This is a genomic window from Parviterribacter multiflagellatus (genome assembly GCF_056863265.1).
In genome coordinates this window covers 396,279-422,074 of sequence record NZ_JBXPIZ010000005.1, presented here as the reverse complement: position 1 = coordinate 422,074, position 25,796 = coordinate 396,279, and the positions used below count along the sequence as shown (strand labels likewise).

Here is a 25,796-nt window from a genome sequence, read left to right as displayed (position 1 = left end):
TCTCGGACACCGACAGCAGCGTCCGGTTCACCGCCATGAGCGCCCTGCGCGACCGACTCACACCCGACCTACTGCCGGTCATCGAACCACTCCTCAACGACCGCGACCACTACATCCGCGACCTCGCCGTCGACTTCTACAGCGAACTGACGAGCCGCGATCCCGCTAGCACAAACCGCATCGTCCAAGCGCTCTCGGACACCGACAGCAGCGTCCGGTTCACCGCCATGAGCGCCCTGCGCGACCGACTCACACCCGACCTACTGCCGGTCATCGAACCACTCCTCAACGACCGCGACCACTACATCCGCGACCTCGCTCTCGAGTACTACAGCCAGCTGACCTGACCCCTTCAGTGGCTTCGATCAGACCCGCCTTGAGACGCGAGCACCTCTCTGCAGGGCGGCAGCCGGAGCTGGGGTCGCGAACGCCTCGTCGGCGATCGTCACGTCGTCCGGCGACGGGCTGTAGTGCAGGTAGCCGCGCGTGGTCTGGATGTCGGCGTGGCCCATCCACTCCTGCACGCGGACGATGTCGGCGCGGGCGATCATGTTCGTGCCGAAGGTGTGGCGCAGGTCGTGGAAGCGCAGCGGCCTCAACCCCGCGCGGGCGAGCGCGCGCTTGTACCTCCTACGCAGCGCGGAGCCGTCCATGTGCCCGCCGGCCTCGCCCGGGAAGACGAGGTCGTCGGGGCCGGTCCAGCGCGGCCGCTGGCCGAGGGCAGCGAGGGAGGAGGCGACGACGGACGCCATCGGGACCGATCGGACCTTGCCGCTCTTGGGCGTGGTGAGCTGGCCGCCGGCGAAGGAGGCGGTCACCCGCACGCGCGAGGCGGCGAAGTCGACGTCGCGCCACCGCAGCGCGATCAGCTCGCCCATCCGCAGGCCGGTGAAGGCGGCCACCAGATAAACGGCGGCGTCCTGCTCGTCGTCGGCGGCGCGCACCAGGGCGTGCACCTCCTCCGGCGAGAAGACCTGAAGCTCGACGTTGCGCCGCTCGCGCAGGCGCTCGATGCCGGCGGCCGGGTTCACCGGCAGGCCGTAGACCTTCTGCGCGCGGCGGAAGATCCCGTACGCCTCGGTCATCAGCCGGTTCTTCGTCCGCGGGGCGGCATCCAGCGACGAGCGGAAGCGCTCGAGGTCGTGGGTCGTGATCTCGCTCAGCTTCCAGTCGCCGAACGCGGGCACGAGGTGGCAGGCGACGGCGGACTCGTACTGCACGAGCGTCGACGGCTTGCACGCGCGCTCCTCCCGGCAGCAGCGCAGCCACTCCGCCGCGGCCTCGGCGAACATCACGTCGGGGCAAGCGACGCCGGGCAAGACGCCTGCGTCGGCGCGAGACAAGACGTCGTCCAACCAGGCTTCGGCGGAGCGGCGGGTGAAGGACCCAGCAGGCGGGCGGCCTCGGCCGGTGTGCGCGCGACCCACCCGCTTCTTGACCTGCCGCCCATCCGGCAGCCGGTACTTCGCGAACCACACCGGCCCGCTCCGCCGGTCCACCACATACACGTGGCCGGAAGCCGGCCGGACCTTCCTCAACTGCGCCGTCGTCGACACCCTCGGGGACCTTTCCGGGACCTTTTCGGGTCCGCCCAAGGGAGGCGCGAAACGAAGAAACCCCCGGCAAGCGGGGGTTTCCAGAGCGCGCCCGAGAGGATTCGAACCTCTGACCTTCGGTTCCGTAGACCGACGCTCTATCCAGCTGAGCTACGGGCGCAGTGCGGCGACCCCGACAATGTAGCGGGGGCCTTCAACGGAGAGGGCGGGATTCGAACCCGCGAACGAGCTTGCCGCCCGTTACTCGCTTAGCAGGCGAGTGCCTTCAGCCACTCGGCCACCTCTCCCGAGAAGAAGTCGTGAGTGTAGAGGCTCAGGACGATCGGGGCACGACGATGACGGGGGAGGTCGCTTCGCGGAGCACCTCCGCCGCGGTGGAGCCCATGAAGACGGCGCCGATCGGGCCGTAGCCTCGCGAGCCGACGACCAGCAGGCCTCCCGCGTCGGGCACGCGCGCGACGAGCTGGTCGGCGGGGTGGCCGTCGATGACCACCGTCTCGATCTCCGGCGACGCCTCCCCGCGCAGCGTCCCCGCCAGCTCCGAGAGCTCCTGCGTCAGCGTCGTCCGCAGCGACTCCTGTGCCTCGCGCAGCGCGTCCTCGACCGCGTCCGGCCGGACGAACGTGATCGGGTCGTTCGGGATGACCGGGACGGGCTCGATCACGCTCACCAGCCGCAGCGGTGCGCCGAGCACGCCCGCGACCCGCGCGGCCCACCGCACGGCCGCCGCGCTGTCGGGCTCCCCGTCGTAACCGGCGACAACGGGCGACAGCAGCGCATCCCCGCCCGACGAGCCCCACCCGCGCGGCGCGACCGCCACCGGGCACGGCGCGCCCTCGAGCAGGCGCTGGCCGGTGCTCCCCGGCACGATCCGCCCGATCGGGCCACGGTGCGTGGAGCCGACGACGACCAGGCCGGCTGACCGCTCCTCGGCCAGCTCGTGGAGGCCGCGCACGACGCTCCGCGCGCGCACAGCGCTCAGCTCCACCGACGGCTGCAGCGTCCGCGCGGCGCCCAGCTCCCGCATCGCGATCTCGCGCTGCCACTGCTGGAACTCGCCCTCATCGCCGAACGCGACCGGGTCGGCGCGGTACACGAACGCCGCCACCAGCTCCGCCCCGTCGGCCTGCGCCAGGCGCGCGCCGAGCGCGAGCGCGTCCACCGACGACGGCGAGCCGTCGAACCCCACCACGACCGTGCCCAGTGCCGACATGCGCGGCAGCCTACCCGCGCGGCGGAGCGGCGCCGATCGCGGGCCAGAGCGGCTCGGGCTCGGGCGCCGCGACGCGCACGCGCGCGTGCAGCACCGCCGCGCCGCGCGGCAGGACGGTCACCGGGTCGAGGTCGAGCTCGACGATCTCCGGGTGCGCGTCCGCCATCGCCGCCGTCCGCACCACGACGTCCTCCAGCGCGGCGACGTCCGCCGGCAGCGCACCCTTCCACCCGTCGAGCAGGGGGAACGTGCGCAGCGAGCGCACCATCTCGGCCGCCTCCAGCGACGTCACGGGCGTCAGCCGCACGGCGACGTCGCGCTCGAGCTCCGCCCGGTCCCCGCCCGGGCCGCAGGCCACGACCGGCCCGAACAGCGGGTCGAGCGTCACCCCGACGAGCATCTCCACCCCGCCCTCGACCATCGGTTGGACGAGGAACCCGGTGACGTCGAGGCGCCCCGCGATGTCGCGCGCCGCCGCGGCCGCCGCCGGCCCGCCGGCGCAGCGCAGCACCACGCCGCCGGCCTCGCTCTTGCGCACCAGGCCGGGCGCGACCGCCTTGACCGCCACCGGTCCCGCGAGCTCGTCGGCCGCGGCGTGGACCTCCTCCGGCGTCGCGCAGTGGCGGCCCGCGACGTACGGCAGGCTCCAGCACGTGAGCAGGCGCGCGGTCTCGGACGGCGTCAGCCAGCGGCCCGCCGCCGCCTCGCCGGCGTCCGCGGCGCCGTCACCGGAGGCCGGCTCGACGGCCGCCCGCAGCAGCGTGGCCGCCTCCTCCCGCCGCACGTCGTCCAGCGCGGGCGGCTCGACGTGCGGCGCCGCCCGCCAGCGCCCGTACTCCACCGCCCGGGCCAGCGCGCGAGCGGCCTCCTCGGGGAAGCGGTAGACCGGCGGCCCGCCCTCGCGCGGCCGCCGCTCCCCCGCCATCTGCACGACGAGCACCGGCAGCTCCCCACCGGCGTGCCCGACCGCCTCCGCCGCGTCGCGGTGGACGGCGATCGCGATGACCGCGTCGACGAAGTCGGAGGCGGCGAGGACGCGGACGGTGCGCGCGTAGTCCTGCGGCGCGGCGCTCGGCAGGACGTCGATCGGGTTGGTGAGCGTGGCCTCGGGCGGGAGGATCGTCCGCAGCCCGTCCAGCACCTCCGGGGGCGGCGTGGGCAGCGACAGCCCCGCCGCGGCGCACGCGTCCGCCGCGAGCACGCCCGGCCCGCCCGCGTCCGTGACGACCGCGACCCGCGCGCCGGCCGGGACCGGCTGGCGCGACAGCAGGGCGCCGACGTCGAGCAGCTCCGGCAGCGTCGATGCGCGCACAACGCCCGCCTGACGGAACAGCGCGTCGACCGTCACGTCCGACGCCGCCAGCAGCGAGCCCGTGTGCGACGCGGTCGCCCGCGCGCCTGCCGTCGTCCGCCCGCTCTTCACCGCCACGATCGGCTTCGTCTGCGACACCCGCCGCGCGATGCGCGCGAAGTTGCGCGGGTTGCCGAACGACTCGAGGTAGAGCATCACGACGCCCGTGCGCTCGTCGGTCTCCCAGAACTGCAGGAGGTCGTTGCCCGACAGGTCCGCCTTGTTCCCTACCGCGACGAACGAGGAGAGCCCGAGGCCGAGCATCGACGCTCGCTCCAGCAGCGAGATCGCCAGCGCGCCGCTCTGCGTCAGCAGCGCCACGTTGCCCGTCGGCGGCATCACGATCCCCTGCGTGGCGTTCAGCCGCACCGCCGGATCGGTCGACGCCACGCCGAGGCAGTTCGGGCCGACGAGCCGCATCCCGGCCTCGCGGCAGATCCGCACGAGCCGCGCCTGCCGCTCCGCCCCGGCCGCGCCGACCTCCGCGAACCCGCGCGAGAGCACGAGCAGCGCCCCGCACCCGCAGGCCGCCGCCCGTTCGGCCACGACCAGCGCGTCCTCGGCGGCAACCGCGACGACGAGCAAGTCGACCGGCTCCCCGACGTCCTCGCCCACGTCGAGCACCCGCAGCGTCCCGGTGTAGCCGCCCGCGAGCACTCCCGCGACGACGCGCGACGCCATCGAGCCGGGGATGTCGACCGGGCCGACGACCCCGACCGACCGCGGGCGGAGGACCTGCGCGACGGACGCGGCGGTGGCGATGCGCTGGCGCTCCTCGAACCGCACGAGGCCCTCGGGCGAGAGGGTCGCGGGTGCCTCGAAGACGAGCTCGTCCGCGCCGCTGCGGACCTTGAACTCGAACCCGCTCCCGCGGAAGACGCCGGCCATCCGCGCGTTCTGGCGCATGACGTGCGCGACGAGGCGGTCGATCCCGTGCGCCCGCGCGTGCTGTGCGAGGTGAGCGAGGAGCACGGTGCCGAGGCCCTGGCCGTGCAGGTCGTCCGCGATCGTGAACGCCACCTCCGCGCGCCCGTCGCCCAGCGGCACGAGCTCGGCCAGCCCGACGATCCGCGCGGCCTCGCCGGTCCACATCTCCACCACGAGCGCGAACGCGCCAGGGTCCTCGACGATCCGCCGCGCGACCCGCTCGGTGTCGACCCCGCCGCTGAAGAAGCGCAGGTAGCGCGACTCGGGCGACATCCCGGCGAGGAACGCCGCGATGGCGTCGCCGTCGGCGGTCTGGACCGGCCGGACGTGCACCGTGGCCCCACCACGCAGGACCACATCGACGGTCTCCTGCAGCACGGTCACCCACCGTACGGAAAGATCGGTTGCAGCGGGAGGAAGCCTGTCCGGCATCCCTACACTCGAACGTCCCGGTGCGCCGCCTCCTGCTTCCACTCACGCTGACGCTCATCCTCGTCGCCGGCTTGGCCGTCGCCGCCCTCGCCTGGGCGGACGGACAGGGCTCCGAGAAGATCGCCGACGGCGTCCGCGTCGCCGGCATCGACGTCGGCGGGCTGACGCAGGGGCAGGCGCTGGACAAGCTCCGCGACCGCATCGGCACGCCGGTGCGCAAGTCCGCGACCGTCCAGGTCGGCGAGCACCGCTTCACGCTGACGGCCGACGAGGCCAAGGTCGACGTGAAGCTCGGCGCCGCCGTCGAGAAGGCGTACGCGGCCTCCCGTGAGGGCGGCTTCTTCTCCCGCGGCTGGCGGGAGCTGACCGGCGGCGGCGTCGACCACGACGAGGAGGCGCCGGTCACCGTCGACAAGAAGGCGATCCGCTCGTTCGTCGGCTCCGTCCACGCCGCCGTGGCGCGCAAGCCGCGCGAGGCCGCGCTCTCCATCAAGATCGAGAGCGTCACGGTGACGGAGTCGCAGGAGGGCCGACGGCTCGGCGGGCGCGAGGACCTCGTGAACCGCATCGCGAAGGCGATGGTGGATCCGAAGGCCGACCGCAAGCTGCGCGCCAAGACGGTCGCGATCAAGCCGAAGCTCTCGACCGAGCAGGTGTGGGACCAGACCCCCGTCGCGGTCACGGTCTCACGCGACAGCACGACCGTCCGCGTCTTCAAGCGCGGTGAGCTGGTGAAGACGTACAAGGTCGCGGTCGGCGAGCCGAAGTACCCGACGCCGGTCGGCCAGTACACGGTCCAGACGATGCAGAAGAACCCGGTCTGGAACGTCCCGAACTCCGAGTGGGCGGGCGACCTCGCCGGTCAGACGATCCCCGGCGGCGACCCGCGCAACCCGCTCATCGCCCGCTGGATCGGCTTCAACGGCTCGGTCGGCTTCCACGGCACGAAGTCGATCAACTCGCTCGGCCGCTCGGCGTCGCACGGCTGCGTCCGGATGTCCCCGGACGACGTCAAGGACCTGTACGAGCGTGTCGAGGTCGGCACGCCGGTCCTCGTCGCCTGACGCGACCCGACTACGCTTTCGGGCCGCCCCGGAAGGGTGGCAGAGTGGTCGAATGCACCGGTCTTGAAAACCGGAGACGGGCAACCCCCGTCCGCGGGTTCGAATCCCGCCCCTTCCGCCTTCAGCACGTGAAAGCACTTGCGCTGTTCCGAAGACGACGAACAGCAGGAGCGGGATACCGACGAAGATCCAGTTGAGGAGATCCTCGACCAGCCCTCCCAGCACCCCTGCCACGACACCGCACACGATCGCGATCGCGGTCAGGTAGCCCTTGTCGAGCCAACGCTGAAACCAGCCCTTCTCGCGTCCCGTCACCACGCGATCGCCTCAGCTCGACAGTCGTGCTGATCGCACCCGCGATTCCTCGTCGTCACAGCTCGAGCAGAGTTCCGACGAGCACCAACGCCGCGCCTCCGCCGGTCACCGCGCGACTCGCGAGCACCGGCATGCGAGCGATCGTGTTCCGCTCCATGAGCCCGAGGACCATCAACAGCGCTCCGAACAGGATCACCAGAACACCCGTCGGCCGTGAACGCGACGCCGCCCCGGATCGTTTGTGCCGTCAACAAGCCGGCACCGATCCGATGCCCGCCCGGCCGGGCGGGCATCGGCGCGCGCTCGTGCCGTACGCGGGGCCGGTCGGCCCTGACCTTCAACGCGAAGCGTCATGCCGCTGCTACGACGCTGGTCGGGTTCCCAACCCGCCCGGCGGCTCCTCCGGCACGCGCGCCGCATGTGTATCGACGACGACCGAGTAGGCGAGCTTGTCATGCCATGTCTGACGTTTCGGATCCCAGAGCATCCACCAGTAGCCGAGACCCAGCGGGACAGCGGAGAGCCCACGACCAAGGAAGCGCAGTGCCGCCGCTCCGTAGCCGATGCTCTCTCCTGTTGCGGCATCGACTACCCGCACTCCGGCGAGGCCTTTCCCCACCGTCTGCCCCGAGCTCGCTCCCTCGAGCAGCACGAAGTACGCCGTTCCGACGACGATGTCGAGCAGCCGCGCCAGCGACGGCGACAAGGTCGCCGCGAACAGCAGGTAGGGCATGGCGAGAACAGCTGCGTCGGCAATGGCGGCCACCGCGCGACGCAAGAAGCCCGCGCTGGTCAGCGGATCGTGGTTCTCTGACACGCGACCTCGCGACCGATCGCCGATCGGTCCCGCGCGCGTGATGTCGTCGGGAGAGCAGATCAAGACAGTCCAGGTCGACCGTGCGATCGACGCCACGCGCCTAGCCTTTCCACGCGCGGGCACTGTTGTCAAGTACGGAAGATCCTCAATACGCAGGATCGACTGAGGCGACCGGTCTGGTAGGCGGTTTACGGGCCGAAGTCGAAGTCGGGTCCGACGTCCGGAGCGCCCAGGCGCGCTCATGCCCGGCCGCGCCGGCTTCCGCTCCGAGCAGCTGGCTCGCTCGCGGTTCGGTACGGGGCGAGCACGGCCTCGACTTGCTCACGCATCCAGCGGGCGAGCGTGTCCTCGCGGTGGATCGCCCAGCCGATCATCGCGCCGTGGTAGGTGGTCTCGACCAGCGTGGCGAGCGTCGAGACGTCGGTGCCGGAGCGCAACTCGCCCGCATCGAGCGCATCGCCCAGGCCGCGCTCGATGCGCGCGCGGACGACTCGCGCTCCGCGGAGCGTCTCGGCGTGGAAGTCGGGATCGGCGAGATCGAGCTGGAGCATCGCGACCGAGTTGGCCATCTGCTCGGGCGTGGTGTCCGGATCGACGGCGAGCACGAGCCCCTCGACGACACGCGCGAGCGGCGACGTGGCCGTCGCGCGGTCCAGGGCGCCCACCCAGAGATCGATGCCTCGCTTGTCGGCCGCGAGCAGGAGCTCGCGCTTGGTCCCGAAGCGCTGGACGAGCGTCGCGGCCGACAGGCCGCACTCCGCGGCGACCGCGGCGAAGGTCACACGGGCGGGGCCGACGCGGTGGGCGAGGGCGAGGACGGCGTCGAGGATCGCCTCGTCGCTGATGGTCCGAGGGCGCGGCATCAGCCGGGGTCGGGCGTCCCGCTGACCAGGGTCTCCCGACGGGCCTCGAGGTCGACGGCGCCCCAATCCGGTCGGGCGCCGTCGGCGTCCACGACGTCGTAGACGCGCATGAGCTCCCACGAGCCGAGGCACTGGCCGGCGAAGCGATCCCGGTCGGGGTCGGCCGCGAGGGCGGCGATCCCGCGACCGAGCAGGTGCGGCGTCTCGGAATGGCTGAAGTAGGGGACTCGCTCGGCCGCCTCGCGCCACGTCTGCTCTGTGACGGCGAAGTGGTCGAGCATCGCCTCCGACCGCAGCCACCCGGGCGTGACGGTCAAGGCCGTTATGCGGTGCGGCCGGAGCTCGTGCGCGAGTGCCTCGCCCATCCGGACGACCGCCGCCTTGACGAGGTCGTAGGACATGTTCCCGCGATACGGCACGTCGGCCTTGCCGTCGCCCACCTCGACCACGAGACCGCCCGCCCCCTCCAGCATGAGCGGAACCGCGAAGTGGCTCGTGATCAGGTGCGTCTCGATGCCGTTGCGGAGCACGCCGAGGGTCGCGTCGAGCGGGTGCTCCCACAGCGGCTTGTCCTCGACGAACGGATCGCCGCCCCAGACGTCGTTGACCAGGATGTCGAGCCGCGCGTGATCGCGGCGGATGCGCCCCACGAGCGCGGCGACGTCGTCCGCGTCGGCGTGATCGCAGCGCACCGCCACACCTTCCCCGCCGGCGGCCGTGACGAGCTCGGCCGTGTCCTCGATCGTCTCCGGGCGGTTCATCGGTGAGCGTGCGGACCGCGTGGAGCGGCCGCTGCCGTAGACGGTGGCGCCGAGCGCTCCGAGCTCGATCGCGATGGCGCGGCCGCAGCCGCGCGTCGCGCCCGCGACGAGGGCGACCTGGCCCGCGAGCGGGCGGTCTTCGGTTGGCATGGCTCGCAATATAACCGAATACACGTTTATTAACGTCCTCCGCACGCCATCGTTGTCCGACGTGAGGCGCGAGACGTAGGCGCCTACTCCCCTCGCGGGGGCACGTTCGGGTCGGTGACCGCCTGGCGGTAGGAGACCATGGACAGCCAGTACGTCGGCCGGAGCGCGTGCGGGCCATCCATCACCACGCGCAGCAGCTTCACCGGTCCCGTCCTCAGCCGCTGCCCCCCGGCATGCCGGACCGCCGCATCGAGCGTCTCCCGCGTGATGCCCGGGTCGCCGGCGCCCTCGCGAACGGACTGCAGCAGCTCGTCGGCGTCGATGCGGTAGCCGGCGAGGCGTCCGGTGATCCGGTGCTTGGTCACGTGCGGGTCGAGCAGCGCTCGTCGCAGCACGCCATGTGGCAGTCCTTCGCCGCTCGTCACCCTTGACGTCGAGCCCTTCCCGGCCGGCACGCTCGGCGAGCCGTCAGCACGTTCGTGCATCGCCGACAAGCCCTACCCGGAGGCCCCGACCTGAAGCAGCGCGCGAGTCGGTCGATCTCGCGCTGCTGACGAACCGCGAGGTTCGGGGGGTCTCCCGATGTACGTCGGAGGGGCCGGCGACAGGATCGCCGCCATGAGACGGACCGCGCTCGCGGCCGCCGTGACGGCGGCCCTGACCCTCGGCGGCGCCGCCACGGCCGCCGCCGACTCCCTCGTCTTCACGAAGGAGCACAACGTCTGGCTGGCGAACACGGACGGCAGCAGCCAGTACCAGGTGACGACCGACGGCACGGCGGACAACCCGTGGCTCGCGCCCGCGCAGGCGGACGACGGCACGATCGTCGCGACCCGGCGGCTGCCGGCGTCGGGGAAGCTCTACCGGCTGCGGCAGAACGGGGACCTGGTCAACGAGATCCCGCTCGACCCGATGCAGTTCGGGCCGTTCGACCCGGCGGTGTCGCCGAACGGACGCCAGGTCGCCTACGGCCACAACTTCGCCCGCTACGTCAACGGCTACCTGGAGACCGGCACCGACGTGCGCTACACGAGCGCCGACGGCTACACGGACTCGACGCGGTTCCCGGGCGTCGGCACGAACGCGACCACGCCGAGCTGGATCGACGACGGCCGCACGCTGGTCGGGCGCGGGCCGGTCGCGTACACGCAGGTGCCGGGCCAGGCGGCGGTCCAGTGGTGGAGCGACTACGACCACGTCGGCACGTACTTCCCCAGCGGCAACGACCTCTCCGACGGCGAGGCCGTGGGCTCCCGCGTCGTGATGCTCCGCGGGCTCTTCGACGACAACACGATCCAGCTCTACACCGGCACGCCGGGCGCGAAGCCGAGCCCCACCTGCACGATCTCCGACCCGCCCGCGGGCCCGAACGGCAAGCGCTTCGTCGACCCGACGCTCTCCAGCGACGGCCGCCGCCTGTTCTGGCAGGGCGGGGACGGCATCTACACCGCCACGTTCGCCGACGACTCGTGCACCGGCGTGACGATCAAGCGCATCATCGACGGCGGCGCCGCGCCCGACTACGGCCCCGCGAACGTGAACCCCGGGCCGCGCACCCCCGCGCCGCCCGTCACGCCCCCGGGCGGCGGCGGCGGCGGAGGCGGTGGTGGCGCCGGCGGTGGCGGTGGCGGTGGCGTCGCTGCCGGCGGCGGCCGTGCAGGCGGCGGCACGACCGTGGCGCCGACCACGAAGGGCTGCACCGCCCTGACCGGCGCCAAGCGCGAGACCTGCGTCTACCAGGCCGCCGTGAAGGCGTGCGCGAAGGTCAAGGGCAAGAGCAAGCGCGCGGCCTGCACGCTCAAGGCCAAGCGCGCCCGCGCCGCCTCCAAGTGCAAGCGCACGACGAAGGGCAAGGCACGCACGAAGTGCCTGGCCCGCGCGAAGAAGCTGCGCTGATCCTCAGGCCGCGGCCGGGGCCGCCACCAGCGCGCGGAACGCCTCGGGCTCGAGGGGCCGCGCGAGGTGGAAGCCCTGGCCGTGGTCGCAGCCGAGGCGGTCGAGCAGCTCGGCCTCCTCGGCGTGCTCGATCCCCTCGGCGACCGTGATCTTGCCCAGGCCGCGCGCCAGCTCCAGCACGGCGGAGACGAGCACGCGGCCGCGGTCGCCGTGCATGTCGGCGACGAACGAGCGGTCGAGCTTGACCACGTCGACCGGCAGGTCGCGCAGGTGGCTCAGGCCCGAGTGGCCCGAGCCGAAGTCGTCGAACGCGATGAGCACGCCCGCGGCCGACAGCTCGCGCAGCACGCCCGCGGCGGTCTCGAGGTCGTCGATCACCAGGCGCTCGGTGATCTCCAGCACCAGCGCCGACGCCTCCACGCCGGCGCGGTCGAGCGCCGCGCGCACGCGCGAGGGGAGCGTCGCGTCCCGCAGCTCCGCGGCGCTCAGGTTGACCGACACGCGCCGGGAGCGGCCGTCGGCGCGCCGCGGCCAACGCTTCTGCTCCTCCAGCGCGGCCTCCAGCACGACCTCGCCCAGGCGCGGCATCAGGCCGACGTCCTCGGCGACGTCGAGGAACGCCCCCGGCCCGAGCAGGCCGCGCTCGGGGTGCTGCCAGCGCACGAGCGCCTCGGCCGCCACGATCTCGCCCGTCCGGAAGCGCACGACCGGCTGGTAGGCGACGCGCAGCTCGCCACGCTCGAGGCCCGCGACGAGGTCGCGCTCCAGCCGGACGCGCTCGATCGCGCTCTCCCGCATGCCCAGCTCGAACAGCGCGACGCGGTCGCGGCCGGCGCGCTTGGCCGAGTACATCGCGAGGTCGGCGTCGCCGATCAGCTGGTCGACCGACGCGGTGGGGCTGCCAGCGAGCACCACGCCGATGCTCGCGCGCGGGATCATCCGACGGCCGCGGACGTCGACGCCGCGCGCCAGCTCGGCCCGCACGCGCGACGCGACGGCGAAGGCCGCGTCCTGCGCGATCTCCGGGTCGCCGGGCAGCGCGGGCAGCACGAGCAGGAACTCGTCGCCGCCCAGCCGCGCCACCGTGTCGCACGGCCGCACCGCGCCCGCCAGCCGGTCGGCCACCGCGCACAGCAGCGCGTCGCCGGCGTTGTGCCCCAGCGTGTCGTTGATCGTCTTGAAGCCGTCGAGGTCGAGCAGCAGCAGCGCGACGGTGCCCGGCTCCTCCTGCAGCTCGTCCAGCGCCTCCCCCATCCGCTCCGCGAGCAGCTCGCGGTTGGCGAGGTCGGTGAGCGGGTCGTGCATCGCCCGGTGCGCGAGCCGGCGGTTGAGCCCGGCGTTGTCGCGCGCGGTGACGTAGAGGTGCGTGATCGCCAGCAGCACGAGCGCCCCGCCGAGCCCGCGGACGAACGGCTCGCCCATCGTGGCGGACACCCGCAGGTACACGCCGACGCAGACCGAGAGCGCCAGCGGCGCCCACGGCATCAGCAGCGGCGTCCCGATCGCCCGGTACGCGGCGGGCCGCAGCTCCCCGTCCCGCGCGCAGTACGCGGCGAGCGCGACGAGCAGCGCCCCGAGCACCGAGACGCCCGCGGTCAGCTGCTCCGCGCGGGCGGACTCGGCGATGCGGAGCAGGACCGTCGTGATGTCCGCGGCGACGAAGCAGAGCACGCCGCCGACGGCGAGCAGGATCGACGTGCGGTGCATCCGGCGCGTCCCGCCGAGCACGGCCAGCGCGGCGGTCACCGTCAGCACGTGGAGGCCGACGTAGACGACGCCGAGCGAGCCCTGCGCGCCGCCCTCCTCGACCAGGTCGCGGAGGAGGAACGGCCACGCGGCGTAGACGAGCGCGAGCGCCGAGAGCAGCACCTCGAACGCCGTCCGGCGCGGGCGGTGGGACGTGTTGACCGACAGCGGCCAGGACAGCAGGACGATCGGCGCGAGGACCGTCGACAGGAGCAGGACCGGCTCGGCGATCGACAGCTCGTGCTCGCCGGGCCGCACGATGGGCTCGACCGCGAGGATCGCCAGCGCGACGAGCCAGGACGTGGTCGCCGCCGAGGCGAGGATCCACGTGCGCTTGAGCCGGCCGTGGAGGCGCCGCGCCGCCGCGTACGCCTGCCAGCACGCGACGAGGACCGCGCAGAGCATCGCCGCCCACGCGACCGTCTCGCTGTCGAGCACGAGGACCAGCCCCTCCACCGCGACGCAGACCACGACGACGGCGAGGAGCAGCAGCGGGAGCGCGCGCGGTCGGGGCACCCAGGTCTTCTCGGCGTCCGGCGCCCGAAGCCTGAGGAAGATCTGCCGGGGAGCCTGTCAATCGGCCAGAACCGGGCGCGACGGCGCTACGCCGCCTCGTCGACCGCCTCCGGCTGGCGCAGGACGAGCGCCTCGTGCACGGGCGGCCGGCCCGTGTACCAGTAGGTGAACCGCGTGACGCGGCACTCGGTTCCGGCGCGCTCCACGGTGTGGCGCACGCGCGCGGACAGCGAGACGACGTCCGCGTCGATCAGCCGGGCGACCTGTTCCATGGACCAATGGTCGGCACCGGAGGCGGCCAGACCTACCGACCGCCGGTCCAAGATCGTTAGGCCCGGCGGACGAAGAGGTCCGGCGGCCCGAGCTCGGCGCCGGCGAGGTCCGGCGCGGTGCCCAGCAGCTTCCACACGCCGTCGCCGTCGCGCTCCAGCAGCCCGCGCTCGCGAAGCTGGGCGAGCGCCAGCGAGACCGTCGGGCGCCGGGCGCCGACGAACCGCCCCAGCGTCGCGTGCGTGAGCCGCAGAGGCAGCCGCACGCCGTCCGCCCCGACACGGCCCCACCGCTCCGCCAGGTGCCACAGCAGCGCGAGCAGGCGCTCGTCGACCCGCGCGAGCTGGCAGATCGCGGCCTGGGTGGCGAGGTCGCGCTCCTGCTCGGCCAGCCGCCGCATCAGCTCGGTCGCCAGCGCGGGCCAGCGCGTCGAGGCGAGCAGGAACCGGCGGTCGAGCACCGCGACGCTGAGGCGCGTCAGCGCGACGCCGCCGCTCTCCGGCGCGTCGGGGTCCCGCGGCGGGCGCTCGCACACCGCGGCACCGGGGCCGAGCATCTGCGGCGCGCCGCCGCTCGCGACCCGCAGCTCCCGCCAGACCGCACCCGACACGACGATCAGCGCGACCGCGTCGGGGTCGGCGAACGTGACCTGCGCGCCCTGCTGGAAGCGCAGCTCGCGCAGCGTCAGCGCGCGGCGGGCGAGGTCGAGATCCTGCTCCGGGACGACGCGGGCGAAGTCCTCGTCGACGTCGAGGAGCGAGATGACCGGGGTCTGAGAAGTGGTGCTGCTGAACAAGGCGGAGGCGATTCGACACGCCGTCGAGAACGGCGTGGGGAGGTCAAATGTACCGGTGACCGACTGGCAGTCAGGTTGGGAACCAACGAGCGTCGCCGCGACGACATCCCGGGTACGGAGCGAGCGCTGACCGGGGATCACCGGGACGGCCCTCGGCGCCCGCCGCAAGTTCCACCGGACGCCCGCGTTCTCTGCCCTCACCGGAGCACGACACGCAAAGGGAGGGGGCAGAGGTGAGCACGCATGAGGACGTCGCGGCGCGCCCGCGTGCCGCGCGCGACCGGCGCGTGACGGACATCGGCGCGCTCGCGGTCCGCACGCCGGCGCCCGCGCAGGCCGACCCGGCGCTGCGCCTGGAGGTGCTCCGCCGCGCCCAGCTCTTCCGCCACGCGCTCATCGCCGCCGACCTGCTCGCCGCGCTGCTCGCCGTGCTCCTCGTCCCGGTCGGCGGTGTGCTCGCGGTGCCGCTCGTGGTCCTCGCCGCGAAGCTCGGCGGCCTGTACGAGCGCGACGAGGTCGTCCTCAACCGCTCGACGCTCGACGAGGTGCCGCAGCTCTTCCGGCTCGCCGTCCTCACCGCGCCGCTCCTGTGGCTTGCCGGTGACCGCGCCGGCGGGTGGAAGCTCGCCACGCTGACCGCCGCGTTCCTCGTCCTCGTCGTCGCCCTCCGTGCCGCGGCGCGCACGATCGCCACGGCGGTCGCACCGGTCGAGCGGTGCCTGCTGGTCGGCGACCTCACGGTGCGCGAGCGGCTCGACGGCAAGCTCCACCCGCGCAAGGCGACCATCGTGGGCGAGCTGCCGCTGGCCGACCGCCGCGTGCACCCGGCCCGCACGCGCACCGAGCGCCCCCACGCCGTCGGGGCGCTGGCGGGCCCGGCCGCCGCGCTCGACGCGGTCGTGGCTCAGCGGCGCGTGCACCGCATCCTCGTCGCGCCGGGCCCGCAGGCCGACAGCGAGGTGACGCTCGCGGTCATCTCCCGCGCGAAGGAGCTCGGCGCGCAGGTCTCGATCCTCCCGCGGCTGTTCGAGGTCGTCGGCTCGTCGGTGGAGTTCGACCACGTCGACGGCCTCGTCATGCTCGGCGTGCACCAGTTCGGGCTGAGCCGCTCGTCGCGGATGGTCAAGCGCGCGATGGACCTCGCGTTCGCCGTCGCCGCGCTCACCGCGGTCGCCCCGCTGATGGCCGCCATCGCCGTCGCGATCAAGCTGGAGAGCCCCGGCCCGGTGCTCTTCCGGCAGCGCCGCGTCGGCCGCGAGGGGACGACGTTCGGGATGCTGAAGTTCCGCTCGATGGTCGACGGCGCGGATCAGGCGCGCGCCGAGCTGGCCGCGCTGCGCGGCACCGGCGCCGAGCTGTTCAAGCTCCCCGACGACCCGCGCGTCACGCGCGTCGGCCGAGTCATCCGCCGCTTCTCGCTCGACGAGCTGCCGCAGCTGATCAACGTGCTCAAGGGCGAGATGTCGCTCGTGGGCCCGCGGCCGCTCGTCCTCGACGAGGACCGCCGCGTCGAGGGCTGGCACCGCCGGCGCCTGCACCTGACCCCGGGCATGACAGGTCCGTGGCAGGTTCTCGGCGACCCGCAGCATCGCGTCCCGCTGCGCGAGATGGTGACGATCGACTACCTCTACGCGGCCAACTGGTCGCTCTGGACGGACGTGAAGGTCGTCCTGCGCACGGCGGGCCACGTGCTGGGCGGACGCGGTATCTGAGCGCCGGTCACCGGTTGCATTCCTACGCGATGCGCCAACCTGTGTGTCCCGCGGCGTATGACCAGGGATCAAGGTGCTCGTGCCCGTTACCGCCGATCCCCCCGCTCCGACAGCGCGGCGTCGCGACGACGACCTGCTCCGCCGCTACGCCGCGACACGCAACGAGGCGCTCCTGCCCGCGCTCGTCGAGCGCTGGATGCCGCTCGCCCGCCAGCTCGCCCGCCGCTACGGGCGCACGTCCGAGCCCTTCGACGACCTCCTGCAGGTCGCGTCCATCGGGCTGATCAAGGCGCTGCGCGGCTACGACCCCGCGCGCGGGAAGGCGTTCTCCTCCTACGCCGTCCCGACGATCATGGGCGAGATCAAGCGCCACTTCCGCGATCGCACCTGGTCGGTGCGGATGCCGCGGTCGCTGCAGGAGATGGCGATGAAGGTCGAGGCCGCACGCGACGAGCTCTACCTCGAGCTGGGCCGCTCGCCCTCCGTGGCCGAGCTGGCCGAGCGCTGCGAGGCGACCGAGGAGGAGGTGCTGGAGGCGCTCCAGGCCGGCAACGCGTATCACGCGACCTCGCTCGACGCGCATCGCGACGACGACGATGACGACGGCTTCAACCTCGGCGACCTCCTCGGCCAGTCCGACAACGGCTACCGGCTCGCCGAGCATCGGGCGCTGCTGAACAGCGTCCTCACCGAGCTGGACGACCGCGACCGCGAGATCCTGCGGCTGCGCTTCGAGGAGGACCTCACGCAGCACGAGATCGCGAAGATCGTCGGCGTCTCGCAGATGCAGGTCTCGCGACTGCTGCGCCGCTCGCTCAACACGCTCCGGCTCGCGGCGGACCGCCGGCCCGAGCAGCAGCCGGTGCTGCACTAGGCCGGCATGGCGGCGCGGGTGGCATCGCCGGCCCATGTGCGGGACCATGGGTCCATGGCGGAGGCGACCGCAACGTCGCGAGATCTCCATCCGGTCGTGCTGCTCGACGTCGAGCAGGAGCTCGGCGCCGAAGTGGCCGAGGAGGAGCTGCCGCTGCTGCGCCGCCACACGGTCGTGCCCGCGCTGCACCTGCCGGCAGCGCCGTGGACGCCGCCCCCGGCGCACACGCTCGGGAGCCGTCCGTTCGCGCTGCTCGTCCTCGAGGGGCTGGTCACGCGGAGCGTCGCGCTGGCCGACCGCACCTCGACGCAGCTCCTGGGCCCGGGCGACGTGCTCGTCCCGTGGAGCGAGCCCGAGGGCCTGGTCCCGGCCGTCACCGAGTGGCGCATCAACACCGCGACCCACGTCGCCGTGCTCGACGACCGCCTCCTCCTCGCCGCCCGCCGCTGGCCCGGCATCTTCCGCCTGCTGCACGAGCGGCTCGCGTGCCAGACGTCGCGCCAGGCCATCCACACCGCGATCGCGCAGCTCCCCCGGGTGGACACGCGCGTCATCGCGATCCTGTGGCACCTGGCCGAGCGGTTCGGCCGGGTCACCCCGACCGGCGTGATCGTGCCGCTCAGGCTCACCCACGAGGCGCTCGGGCACCTGATCGGCGCGCAGCGTCCGACCGTGACGCTGGCGCTGGGCGAGCTGGCCGAGAGCGGCGCCGTCCAGCGCACGCCCGAGGGCGCGTGGCTCCTCCGCGAGGGGACCCAGGTGGACCTGGCGCCGTCCATCGACACGGTGATGCCGATGCCGGCCATCACCACCACGCGGTTGCCGGACGTCGACCCCGAGGCGCAGCACTTCCGCGCCGCGCACCCGCCCGAGGTCGTCGACGAGCGCGAGATCGAGCGGCTCCACGAGCGCGTCGGGCTGCTCCGCACCGCCCTGCCGGTCAACGACGAGCACGTCCGCCGGGTGCTGGCGGAGTCCCGCGCGGCCCGGGATCGCAGCGTCGCGCTCCGGCGCCGGATGGCCGCCGAGCGCGAGCGCGACCGCGACCGGCTAGTTCGCTGAGGGCTCGGCGCCGTCCTGCGGCAGCCGCTCGGCCAGCACGATCGCGCCCGTCGGCTCGCCCTGCGGCATCCGCAGCGGCAGCACCGTCAGACGGCACAGGAAGCCGCGACCGCGCCGGTCGGTGGCGTCGACGTCCAGCTCCTCGCGCTCGGCGTCGCCGCCGAGCACCTGCCGCACCGGCGTCTTCAGCCGCTCCACCGGCAAGCCGATGTCGAGCCCGAGCAGGTGGTCGCCCTCGACCTCGTCGGCGCGCAAACCCCACATCAGCTCGGCGTGGCGGTTCCAGATCTGCACGCGCTGCTGCTTGTCGACGACGATCACGCCGACGCCCATCGAGGTGAGGATCGTCTCCATGAACGCGTTGACCTCGTTGAGCTCCAGCGACCGCTGCCGCAGCTCCTCGTTCATGGTCTCCAGCTCCTCGTTGGAGGACTGGAGCTCCTCGTTCATCGTCTCCAGCTCCTCGTTCGTGGACTGGAGCTCCTCGTTGGTCGTCTCCAGCTCCTCGTTCGTGGACTGGAGCTCCTCGTTGGTCGTCTCCAGCTCCTCGACGGTGGACTGCAGCTCCTCGTAGGCCGTCCCCAGCTCGTGCTTGGAGCGCTCCAGCTCGTCCTGGATCGCCCGCTGCTCGGTGAGGTCGACGAAGGCGATGCTGGCGCCGACCACCGCGTCGCCCGAGGTGAGCGGGGCCAGCGCGACCTCGAGCTGGACCTCGTCGCCGCGCGCGGTCTTGTAGGCGACCGGGTTGAGCGTGACGGAGCGCCGCTCGGCGATGACCTGGTCCAGGTGCGCGCGGAGCTCGACCGGCCGGTACGACAGCTCCAGGTCCTTCAGCGGCCGCCCGAGGTCGGCGGAGCCGACGGCGAGCAGCGAGCGCGCCGCGCGGTTGACCTGCATGAGCTTGCCGTGGTGGTCGACCGCGACCTGGGCGACCGGGGCTGCGTCGAACGCGCTGTCGAGCAGGGCGTCCTCCGGGTGGGCGCCGTTCTCGCCGCCGTTGGGCACCGCGAACGCGAGCCGGTCGCGCAGCGTGGCCTTGGCGACCTTCGTGAAGACGCGCCGCTTGAGGTTCACCGGGACGAACAGGTCGGAGTGCGTGATCAGCATCTCGGACTTGCCGAGGAAGAGGAAGCCGGTGGGGTTGAGCGCGAAGTGGAAGCGGCGCAGGATGCGCGCCTGCGTCTCCGCGTTGAAGTACATCAGCGTGTTGCGGCACAGCAGCAGGTCCACGCGCGAGATCGGCGCGTCCTGCACGAGGTCGTTGCGGCCGAAGATGATCGCCCGGCGCAGGTCCTTGCGGAACGCGTAGCGCTGGTCGACGCGGTCGAAGTAGCGCTCGCGCAGCTCGACCGGCACCGGCTCGAGCTCCTTGGCGGAGAAGATGCCCGCGCGCGCGTGCTCCAGGGCCTCCTCGTCGACGTCGGTCGCGTAGATCTTCACGCGCTCGGCGAACTCGGCGTCGCCCAGCGCCTTCGCCAGCAGCATCGCCACCGTGTAGGTCTCCTCGCCCGACGCCGAGCCGGCGCACCACACGCGGATGCGCTCACCCTCCGGCTTGCTCTCGAGCAGCTTGGGGATGACCTCCTCGGCCATGTACTCCCACGCCTGCGCGTCCCGGAGGAACGCCGTGACGTTGATGAGGATCGTGTTGAAGAGGTACGAGAACTCGTCCGGGTGCACCTCGAGGTAGTCGAGGTAGTCCAGGTACGAGCCGACCTCGACGACCTCCATCCGCTTCTGGATCCGGCGCTCCAGGCTGGAGCGCTTGTAGCCGGTGAAGTCGAAGCCGCGGTTGCGCTTGAGGTAGTCGAGCAGCACCTCGAGCGGCTCGCTCGGCGACGCGGTGGCCTCCGCCATCTAGGCGACCTCCTCGTCCGCCGGGCGTTCGATCATCGCGCGCAGCGCCGCGGAGCGCTGCTGCGCCTCCTCCGACCGGCTGCGGAACTGCTCGGCGCTGCGCCGGTGGCCGAGCGACTCCGCGCGCTCCGCCATCTCGCGCAGGAAGACCGAGCGGTCCTCCAGCATCCGGGCGCCGGCCCACAGGGCGCCCTCCACCACCGACTCCTGCTCGGCGTCGAGGCTGTCCGGCGAGTAGACGTGGCCGACCGAGCAGGCGAACCGAGCGACGCCCGCGTCCTCCCGGCGCATCAACATGCCGCCGCACTCCGGGCACGTGAAGCGCGTCGCCTCGCCGTTCGTCCCGGTCGCCGGGTCCTCGGGATCGTCCGCCACCGTCTCCTCCTCTCTCAGCATGAACGCGGCCACCGCGCGGGCCAGGCGGTCGACGCCGAGCACGGTGTCGACGCGGACCTGCTGGATGGCGTTGAACGGCATCCCGGGGTAGAGCGCCTCGTCGGGATCCTGGACGAGCGCCTCGCCGCCGGCCGCCTTGATGTGCGCGAGCCCCGCCGTCCCGTCGTCGCGCGTACCGGACAGGATGACCCCGGCCGCGCGCGGCCCGTACACCTCGGCGAGCGAGCGCAGGAGCGGATCGACGGACGGCCGGTGGCCGTTCTCGCGCGGGCCGAGCGAGAGGCGCAGGTGCTGGTCCTCGACGAGGACGTGGTGGTCGGGCGGCGCGACGTAGACGTGCGCGGCCTCGAGCGGCATGCCGTCCTCGGCGGTCAGGACGGGCAGCGGGCAGCGGCGATCGAGGATCTGCGCGAGGACGCTCGTGCCGCGCGGGGCGACGTGCAGCACGACGACGATCGCGCCGGGAAGATCCGCCGGCAGATGCGCCACGAACCGGCTGAGCGCCTCCACGCCGCCCGCGGACGCGCCGACGCCGACCACCGCCGAGGGACCCGGGTCCGCGGTCACGGCCGCTCCTCCTGCTGCTCGCGCTCATGCTCGTCACGCCTGCCCCGCGCTTCCGCGGCGCGCGTGCGCTCGGACTCGTCGCTCGGATCGTCCATCCACGTCCATCATGACGCGCCGAGCGACGTCGCGGGGCGATGTGCGCGAGATCAGGCGATGATGAGCGTCCGCGGCTCCTGCGGGTCGACGCGCACCGGGACGGTGGCGCCGGGCTGGAAGCCCGCGACCGCGAGCCGCGAGATGACCTGACGATGGGTCACCGGGTAGACCGGCATGCCCTCGACGGTGACGTCGAGGTCGAGCTCGATCTGGGGGTTGTCGTTGACCGAGACGCCGGTGTCGCGGAGCGCGGTGACGACCGCGGTGCCCTGGCGGCCGGTGGCCATGAGGCGCTGTGCGGTCTCCGCCTGGCGCTGCATGTCGCCGAGCATCTGGTTGCCCATGGCGGCCGTGTCCTTGAGGGCGCGCATCCCACCGCGCATGCCCTTGTACTCGGCCGGCGTCATGGCGTCGGCCTGCTTCTTGAGGCCGCGAATGTCCTTGAGGAATCCCATGGCCGCGACGCTAAGCGCGGACGGCTCGGGCGTCAGTGTCAGACCGGTCTCAACTGAGGCCCTTGATCCCGTCCACGACGAGCTGCACGGCGATCGCGGAGAGGAGCAGGCCGAACACGCGGGTGAGGAACGAGACGAAGGAGTCCGACAGCTTTCGTGACAGCCAGCCGGCGAGCAGCAGCGCGAGCAGGACGGTCGCCAGCGCGAGGATGATGCCGACCAGGACGCCGAGCCGCTCGGGCGTCTCGGTGTTCTGGCGCACGAGCACGATCACCGTCGCGATCGCGCCGGGGCCGGCGACGAGCGGCGTGGCGAGCGGGACGAGCGCGACGTCCTCGGACTCGGCGTCCGGGGAGTCGATCCCGCGCAGCATCTCCAGCGCGACGAGCAGGAGCAGCAGGCCGCCGGAGATCGACAGCGCCTCGACGCTGACGTGGAGGTACTCGAGGATGAACCGGCCGATCAGCGCGAAGCCGAGCACGAGCACGCTCGCCGCGCCGACCGCCCGCAGCGCCGCCTTGCGGCGCAGCTCCGGGGTCAGCTTCCCGGTCGTGGCGATGAAGATCGGGACGATCCCGATCGGGTCCATGATGACCACGAGGGTGAGGAACGTCTCGCCGAGGATCTGCCAGTCCATCGCCCGATGACGCTAGCGAGCATCGCCGCGGACTACGTCGAATGATGATCTTGCGTGTGCTCACGCGCCGGAATGGATAAAAAAACCTGATGGACGGGGGCCAGTCTGACGACATCCGCAACGTCGAGCGGCGCGCGGCGGCGCGCGCATCGCGCAGCCCATCGGGCATCGGCGCGGCCATCGCGGAGCGGCGCACCGGCGGGCTCGTGCGCTGCCGCATCTCCGACGGCCAGCTGTTCGGCTGGGTCGAGGTCGAGGACCCGACGGTCGCCGCGGAGGCGCGCCTCGTGGACGACCTGGAGCACTTCGCCGCCTCCCTCCCGGACCAGGACCGCCTGACGCGGCTGGAGAAGTCGGCGCCGTTGGCCTATCCGTTCGGATGAGCAGGGCGTAGGGTTGCCCGACCAAGGAGGGTGCCACGGATGACACCCCGTCGAGGCATCGACGACGTCGACATCGCGGAGCTGTTCTACCGGTCGCCCCGGCCCATGGTGGTCGCCGACGACGACCGGCGGTGCATCGACGCCAACCAGGCCGCGCTCGGGATGCTGCGGATGATCCGCCGCGACTTCCTCGCGCTGCGGGTCGACGACCTCACGCCGCCGGAGACGCGGGGCGCGCTCGACGACGCGTGGCGCGCGTTCCTGCGCGCCGGGACGGTCACGTCGGTGTGCGAGCTGCAGCTGCCCGCCGGGCGCCGGCTGCGGGTGGACCTGAGCGCGGTCGCGCACGTCGGCCCGCACCGCCACCTCGGGATGTGCGTGCCGGTCCGCAACGCCACGACGGGGACGTCCTACGTGCTCCCGACCGGCTCGCTCTCGGCGCGCGAGCGCGAGGTGATGCGGATGGTCGCGCAGGGCGCCGACGGGCCGGAGATCGCCGAGGCGCTCGTGCTCTCCCCCGCCACCGTCCGCACGCACGTCAACAACGCCATGCGCAAGCTCGGCGCGCGCACGCGCGCGCACGCGATCACGCTCGCCATCCGGCGCGGCGACGTGGACCTGTAGACGTCGCTCAGGTGCGGGCGCGCTCGCCCGCGGGCGCCGGCGTCCCGACGCGGTGCGACACACCGTGCTCGCCGAGGAAGCCGAGGAAGTCGGCCGCGTCGACGGCCTGCGCCGGGGCCAGCGCGCCCGCGCGGTCGTAGCCGTCGGCGGCCATCCGGCGCGCGATCTCGACGGCCTGCACCGCGGTGATGCCGTAGATGTCGGTGCCCTCGACGACGCCGCGGTTGACGCGGCCGTCCTCGCCGTGGGCCTCGGCGACGACGCTCCAGCGGACCTTCTCGCGCGCCTCGACCGACGGGCCCTCGGGGAGCCGGTCGACCAGCTTGTCGAGCGCGCCGCGCAGCGGCGTCCGCAGCAGCGGCTGGAGGCCGAACGTGATCGCGGGGACGGCGGGCGCGAGCGCCGGGTGCGGCGCGAACGCGCGCGCGACGATCCGCTCGCGCACCGCGCGCGTCCGGATGTGGCGCGGGGCGGTGACGACCTCGCCGCCGGGGTAGCGCGCCACGGCCTGCTCCCCCAGCTCGCCGCCGAAGTCGAACGTGTCGCGCAGCGGCGGGCGGCCGGCGATGCGCCACTTGCCGTCCACGTACTCGTACTCGCCGCCCTTCATCATCTCCAGCGCCGAGTGGAGCGTGCCGCGCGTCGCGCCGAAGCCGGCGACGGCGTAGGCGACGACGAGCTCGCGCAGCGGCTCGTGGCCCTGCGCGGTGAGCGCGCAGATCAGGTCGCCGGGCAGGTAGTCGAAGCCGACCGCGGGCACCACCGCGCGGCCGGCGCTCCGCGCGCGCCCGTCCAGGTGCTCGTACACGCGCTGCATGTACGGCTGCTCGCCGGTCGTGTCGACGTAGTGCGCGCCCGCCGCGAGCGCCGCCTCGATCACCGGCGCGCCGTAGAAGGTGAACGGGCCCGCGCAGTTGATCACGACGTCCACGTCCGCGAACGCGCGGCGCAGCCCCTGCGGGTCGTCGACCGCGGCGGGCCGGAGCTCCCAGCTGAGGTCCAGCTCCTGCGCCGTCGCCCGGAGCTTGGCCTCGCTGCGTCCCGACAGCACCGCCGCCAGCCCCCGGCGGCGCAGCTCGCGCGCCACCAGCTTGCCCGTGTAGCCCGTCGCTCCGTAGACCGCGATCATGGGGGAGTGGTATCAGCCTCGGGCCGGCGGGGTGCCGGACGGGGGCCCGCGACTACACTCACGCCCGACGTGGCCACGCTCACCCCCAGCCAGCTCGCCTGGCGCCATCGCATCGAGGCCGGACTCCGGCTCGCCGCCCCCATCCTCGACCTGTACCTCGCGGCCGGTGACCGGCTCGCGCGCACGGTCGAGCGCGACGACCTGGACTGGGTGCCGCCGCGCGCCGCCCTGGCCCCGAGCGAGACGAGCCGCCCGTGAGCGCCGACAAGCCCGCGCCCGAGCTCCCGCCCGTCGAGGAGACACTGGCGTACGAGGCCCAGCAGCGCCCGCGCGCGATCCTCGCCGCCGTCGTGGGCGGCCTGCTGTCGTTCGCCGGCGCCGTGCTGTTCGCCGTCATCTTCGGTGGCAGCCCCGGCGAGGAGGAGGGCTTCATCAGCCTCCCGGAGGCGCTGGAGGCCCGGAGCAACGGGCAGGCGCCGGAGGAGCCGAGCCTCTTCGTCCGCCAGGTCGACTACTACGGCGACAACCTGCTCGGGCTCGGCGCGGCGGCCGTGCTCACCGCGCTCGGCGTCGCGGCCACCGCGTACGTGCTGATCTACCTCTACCGGGCCGTCGCCGCGCGCGCCCCGATCAGCAAGACGCCGCTCATCGCGAGCGTCATCGCGCTCGTCGCGTTCCCGATCGGCCACCTCGTCCAGCGCCTCACCGCGTGGATCGGCTCGGCGAACTTCCAGGACGCGTCCGACCGCACGCCCGAGGCCGCCCGCGACGTCTTCCAGAACGGCTTCCTCGCCGTCGGCCAGATCTTCGAGCTGCTCGGGCAGTTCGCGCTCTCCACCGCGATCGTCCTGATCGCGCTCAACGCGATGCGCGCCGGCCTGCTCACCCGCTTCCTCGGCGTGCTCGGCATCATCGTCGGCATCCTCGCCTTCCCGCTGCTGGCGGCGCTCGACAGCCCGCAGCTCATCCGCCTGTGGTGGCTGCTGGGCATCGCGCTCCTGCTCGCCGGCAAGCTGCGCGGCGGCCTGACGCCCGCGTGGGTGACCGGGCGGGCGGAGCCGTGGCCGAGCCAGCAGCAGCTGCGCGAGGCGCGCGAGGCCGCTTCCGGCCGCGCGCCCACGGCGACGACGACGCCGGCGACACCGGCCGGTGCGGGCGAGCCGAACGGCGAGTCGGCCGGCCAGCGGCGCAAGCGCAAGAAGCGCCGCTGACTCGCGTATCGGCGGCGCCGCTCACCGCGCGCCGCCGACCGTTCGTCGCGCCTTTCCGACCGCTCGTCGCAAGGCGTCTTCCGCCTGCTTCCACCGCGCTTAGCGTGGGTACGGCCGTCT

The 25,796-nt window shown here is 73.2% G+C and carries 26 protein-coding genes and 3 tRNA genes; 11 read left to right on the top strand and 18 right to left on the bottom strand.

What is annotated here, in order from left to right; genetic code table 11:
* On the top strand, nt 1–347 hold a 347-nt coding region (locus AC1UE5_RS13595), incomplete at its 5' end, for a HEAT repeat domain-containing protein (protein WP_482924224.1).
* A gap of 18 nt (nt 348–365) precedes the next feature.
* Here AC1UE5_RS13595 and AC1UE5_RS13590 read toward each other — a convergent pair.
* The 5 genes from AC1UE5_RS13590 to AC1UE5_RS13570 form a co-directional block, all read right to left on the bottom strand.
* Complete coding sequence (locus tag AC1UE5_RS13590) at nt 366–1,319, bottom strand: tyrosine-type recombinase/integrase (protein ID WP_482924222.1); 954 nt, start codon at nt 1,317–1,319, stop codon at nt 366–368.
* A 323-nt stretch (nt 1,320–1,642) separates the two neighbouring features.
* Nucleotides 1,643–1,716: transfer RNA gene (locus AC1UE5_RS13585), tRNA-Arg, on the bottom strand.
* A 37-nt stretch (nt 1,717–1,753) separates the two neighbouring features.
* Nucleotides 1,754–1,843: transfer RNA gene (locus AC1UE5_RS13580), tRNA-Ser, on the bottom strand.
* Between the two features lie 26 nt (nt 1,844–1,869).
* Nucleotides 1,870–2,769 carry a universal stress protein gene (locus tag AC1UE5_RS13575; protein WP_482924220.1) on the bottom strand — a complete coding sequence of 300 codons (900 nt, stop codon included), beginning with the start codon at nt 2,767–2,769 and terminating at the stop codon, nt 1,870–1,872.
* 10 nt (nt 2,770–2,779) lie between these two features.
* Entirely contained in the window at nt 2,780–5,425 is a 2,646-nt protein-coding gene (locus AC1UE5_RS13570; RefSeq protein WP_482924218.1) for a bifunctional acetate--CoA ligase family protein/GNAT family N-acetyltransferase, read from the bottom strand.
* Between the two features lie 74 nt (nt 5,426–5,499).
* Here AC1UE5_RS13570 and AC1UE5_RS13565 point away from each other — a divergent pair, with 74 nt between their 5' ends.
* Together AC1UE5_RS13565 and AC1UE5_RS13560 are read left to right on the top strand one after the other, a co-directional pair.
* The gene (locus AC1UE5_RS13565) at nt 5,500–6,543 is read left to right on the top strand and encodes a L,D-transpeptidase family protein (RefSeq protein WP_482924216.1); all 1,044 of its coding nucleotides are present in this window, start codon (nt 5,500–5,502) and stop codon (nt 6,541–6,543) included.
* A gap of 30 nt (nt 6,544–6,573) precedes the next feature.
* Nucleotides 6,574–6,661 (top strand) — tRNA-Ser (locus AC1UE5_RS13560).
* A 252-nt stretch (nt 6,662–6,913) separates the two neighbouring features.
* Here AC1UE5_RS13560 and AC1UE5_RS13555 read toward each other — a convergent pair.
* The 5 genes from AC1UE5_RS13555 to AC1UE5_RS13535 form a co-directional block, all read right to left on the bottom strand.
* Complete coding sequence (locus tag AC1UE5_RS13555; RefSeq protein ID WP_482924214.1) at nt 6,914–7,054, bottom strand: hypothetical protein; 141 nt, start codon at nt 7,052–7,054, stop codon at nt 6,914–6,916.
* 165 nt (nt 7,055–7,219) lie between these two features.
* Nucleotides 7,220–7,771 carry an RDD family protein gene (locus AC1UE5_RS13550; RefSeq protein ID WP_482924212.1) on the bottom strand — a complete coding sequence of 184 codons (552 nt, stop codon included), beginning with the start codon at nt 7,769–7,771 and terminating at the stop codon, nt 7,220–7,222.
* 143 nt (nt 7,772–7,914) lie between these two features.
* On the bottom strand, nt 7,915–8,538 hold the full coding sequence (locus AC1UE5_RS13545; protein WP_482924210.1) for a TetR/AcrR family transcriptional regulator: 624 nt from the start codon (nt 8,536–8,538) through the stop codon (nt 7,915–7,917).
* On the bottom strand, nt 8,538–9,449 hold the full coding sequence (locus AC1UE5_RS13540) for an SDR family oxidoreductase (protein WP_482924208.1): 912 nt from the start codon (nt 9,447–9,449) through the stop codon (nt 8,538–8,540). The genes AC1UE5_RS13545 and AC1UE5_RS13540 overlap by 1 nt, the downstream gene beginning before the upstream one ends.
* A gap of 83 nt (nt 9,450–9,532) precedes the next feature.
* Nucleotides 9,533–9,844, bottom strand: a complete 312-nt coding sequence (locus tag AC1UE5_RS13535; RefSeq protein WP_482924206.1) for a hypothetical protein — start codon at nt 9,842–9,844, stop codon at nt 9,533–9,535.
* Nucleotides 9,845–10,067: 223 nt separating this feature from the next.
* Here AC1UE5_RS13535 and AC1UE5_RS13530 point away from each other — a divergent pair, with 223 nt between their 5' ends.
* A complete protein-coding gene (locus AC1UE5_RS13530) occupies nt 10,068–11,345 on the top strand; it encodes a TolB family protein (RefSeq protein ID WP_482924204.1) in 1,278 nt (425 codons plus the stop codon).
* Between the two features lie 3 nt (nt 11,346–11,348).
* Here AC1UE5_RS13530 and AC1UE5_RS13525 read toward each other — a convergent pair whose 3' ends face one another.
* The 3 genes from AC1UE5_RS13525 to AC1UE5_RS13515 form a co-directional block, all read right to left on the bottom strand.
* On the bottom strand, nt 11,349–13,607 hold the full coding sequence (locus tag AC1UE5_RS13525; protein WP_482924202.1) for a putative bifunctional diguanylate cyclase/phosphodiesterase: 2,259 nt from the start codon (nt 13,605–13,607) through the stop codon (nt 11,349–11,351).
* 86 nt (nt 13,608–13,693) lie between these two features.
* On the bottom strand, nt 13,694–13,879 hold the full coding sequence (locus AC1UE5_RS13520) for a hypothetical protein (protein ID WP_482924200.1): 186 nt from the start codon (nt 13,877–13,879) through the stop codon (nt 13,694–13,696).
* Nucleotides 13,880–13,935: 56 nt separating this feature from the next.
* Nucleotides 13,936–14,673: a Crp/Fnr family transcriptional regulator gene (locus tag AC1UE5_RS13515; RefSeq protein ID WP_482924198.1), complete on the bottom strand. Its 738-nt coding sequence runs from the start codon at nt 14,671–14,673 to the stop codon at nt 13,936–13,938.
* A gap of 233 nt (nt 14,674–14,906) precedes the next feature.
* On the opposite strand from AC1UE5_RS13515, the gene AC1UE5_RS13510 reads away from it, so the two are divergent.
* From AC1UE5_RS13510 to AC1UE5_RS13500, 3 genes are all read left to right on the top strand, one after another.
* Nucleotides 14,907–16,385 (top strand): sugar transferase, encoded by a 1,479-nt coding sequence (locus tag AC1UE5_RS13510; protein ID WP_482924196.1) that lies wholly within the window; start codon nt 14,907–14,909, stop codon nt 16,383–16,385.
* Between the two features lie 73 nt (nt 16,386–16,458).
* Nucleotides 16,459–17,259 carry a SigB/SigF/SigG family RNA polymerase sigma factor gene (locus tag AC1UE5_RS13505; RefSeq protein ID WP_482924194.1) on the top strand — a complete coding sequence of 267 codons (801 nt, stop codon included), beginning with the start codon at nt 16,459–16,461 and terminating at the stop codon, nt 17,257–17,259.
* Nucleotides 17,260–17,313: 54 nt separating this feature from the next.
* Nucleotides 17,314–18,321, top strand: coding sequence for a helix-turn-helix domain-containing protein (locus tag AC1UE5_RS13500; RefSeq protein WP_482924192.1), 1,008 nt, complete (start codon nt 17,314–17,316; stop codon nt 18,319–18,321).
* Here the strand turns inward: AC1UE5_RS13500 and AC1UE5_RS13495 are convergent.
* From AC1UE5_RS13495 to AC1UE5_RS13480, 4 genes are all read right to left on the bottom strand, one after another.
* Nucleotides 18,310–20,178: a CheR family methyltransferase gene (locus tag AC1UE5_RS13495; protein ID WP_482924190.1), complete on the bottom strand. Its 1,869-nt coding sequence runs from the start codon at nt 20,176–20,178 to the stop codon at nt 18,310–18,312. The genes AC1UE5_RS13500 and AC1UE5_RS13495 overlap by 12 nt on opposite strands.
* Nucleotides 20,179–21,141: a chemotaxis protein CheB gene (locus AC1UE5_RS13490; RefSeq protein ID WP_482924188.1), complete on the bottom strand. Its 963-nt coding sequence runs from the start codon at nt 21,139–21,141 to the stop codon at nt 20,179–20,181.
* 146 nt (nt 21,142–21,287) lie between these two features.
* Nucleotides 21,288–21,692 (bottom strand): DUF3592 domain-containing protein, encoded by a 405-nt coding sequence (locus tag AC1UE5_RS13485; protein WP_482924185.1) that lies wholly within the window; start codon nt 21,690–21,692, stop codon nt 21,288–21,290.
* Between the two features lie 49 nt (nt 21,693–21,741).
* Complete coding sequence (locus tag AC1UE5_RS13480; protein WP_482924183.1) at nt 21,742–22,329, bottom strand: MarC family protein; 588 nt, start codon at nt 22,327–22,329, stop codon at nt 21,742–21,744.
* An 89-nt stretch (nt 22,330–22,418) separates the two neighbouring features.
* Between AC1UE5_RS13480 and AC1UE5_RS13475 the strand changes: the two genes are divergently transcribed.
* Together AC1UE5_RS13475 and AC1UE5_RS13470 are read left to right on the top strand one after the other, a co-directional pair.
* Complete coding sequence (locus AC1UE5_RS13475; protein ID WP_482924181.1) at nt 22,419–22,712, top strand: hypothetical protein; 294 nt, start codon at nt 22,419–22,421, stop codon at nt 22,710–22,712.
* A 39-nt stretch (nt 22,713–22,751) separates the two neighbouring features.
* Nucleotides 22,752–23,336, top strand: a complete 585-nt coding sequence (locus AC1UE5_RS13470; RefSeq protein WP_482924179.1) for a helix-turn-helix transcriptional regulator — start codon at nt 22,752–22,754, stop codon at nt 23,334–23,336.
* A 7-nt stretch (nt 23,337–23,343) separates the two neighbouring features.
* Here AC1UE5_RS13470 and AC1UE5_RS13465 read toward each other — a convergent pair whose 3' ends face one another.
* Entirely contained in the window at nt 23,344–24,465 is a 1,122-nt protein-coding gene (locus tag AC1UE5_RS13465) for a saccharopine dehydrogenase family protein (protein ID WP_482924177.1), read from the bottom strand.
* 69 nt (nt 24,466–24,534) lie between these two features.
* Between AC1UE5_RS13465 and AC1UE5_RS13460 the strand changes: the two genes are divergently transcribed.
* Together AC1UE5_RS13460 and AC1UE5_RS13455 are read left to right on the top strand one after the other, a co-directional pair.
* Nucleotides 24,535–24,723: a hypothetical protein gene (locus tag AC1UE5_RS13460; RefSeq protein WP_482924175.1), complete on the top strand. Its 189-nt coding sequence runs from the start codon at nt 24,535–24,537 to the stop codon at nt 24,721–24,723.
* Nucleotides 24,720–25,676, top strand: a complete 957-nt coding sequence (locus tag AC1UE5_RS13455; RefSeq protein ID WP_482924173.1) for a hypothetical protein — start codon at nt 24,720–24,722, stop codon at nt 25,674–25,676. Before AC1UE5_RS13460 ends, AC1UE5_RS13455 begins: the two co-directional genes overlap by 4 nt.
* The last annotated feature ends 120 nt before the right edge of the window (nt 25,677–25,796 follow it).

Bases quoted from the DNA above. Each gene is read 5' to 3' on its own strand.
- AC1UE5_RS13575 (WP_482924220.1), bottom strand. From the start codon at position 2,769: ATGTCGGCACTGGGCACGGTCGTGGTGGGGTTCGACGGCTCGCCGTCG.
- AC1UE5_RS13545 (WP_482924210.1), bottom strand. From the start codon at position 8,538: ATGCCGCGCCCTCGGACCATCAGCGACGAGGCGATCCTCGACGCCGTC.
- AC1UE5_RS13540 (WP_482924208.1), bottom strand. From the start codon at position 9,449: ATGCCAACCGAAGACCGCCCGCTCGCGGGCCAGGTCGCCCTCGTCGCG.
- AC1UE5_RS13530 (WP_482924204.1), top strand. From the start codon at position 10,068: ATGAGACGGACCGCGCTCGCGGCCGCCGTGACGGCGGCCCTGACCCTC.
- AC1UE5_RS13520 (WP_482924200.1), bottom strand. From the start codon at position 13,879: ATGGAACAGGTCGCCCGGCTGATCGACGCGGACGTCGTCTCGCTGTCC.
- AC1UE5_RS13500 (WP_482924192.1), top strand. From the start codon at position 17,314: ATGGCGGAGGCGACCGCAACGTCGCGAGATCTCCATCCGGTCGTGCTG.
- AC1UE5_RS13495 (WP_482924190.1), bottom strand. From the start codon at position 20,178: ATGGCGGAGGCCACCGCGTCGCCGAGCGAGCCGCTCGAGGTGCTGCTC.
- AC1UE5_RS13485 (WP_482924185.1), bottom strand. From the start codon at position 21,692: ATGGGATTCCTCAAGGACATTCGCGGCCTCAAGAAGCAGGCCGACGCC.
- AC1UE5_RS13480 (WP_482924183.1), bottom strand. From the start codon at position 22,329: ATGGACTGGCAGATCCTCGGCGAGACGTTCCTCACCCTCGTGGTCATC.
- AC1UE5_RS13475 (WP_482924181.1), top strand. From the start codon at position 22,419: ATGGACGGGGGCCAGTCTGACGACATCCGCAACGTCGAGCGGCGCGCG.
- AC1UE5_RS13470 (WP_482924179.1), top strand. From the start codon at position 22,752: ATGACACCCCGTCGAGGCATCGACGACGTCGACATCGCGGAGCTGTTC.
- AC1UE5_RS13465 (WP_482924177.1), bottom strand. From the start codon at position 24,465: ATGATCGCGGTCTACGGAGCGACGGGCTACACGGGCAAGCTGGTGGCG.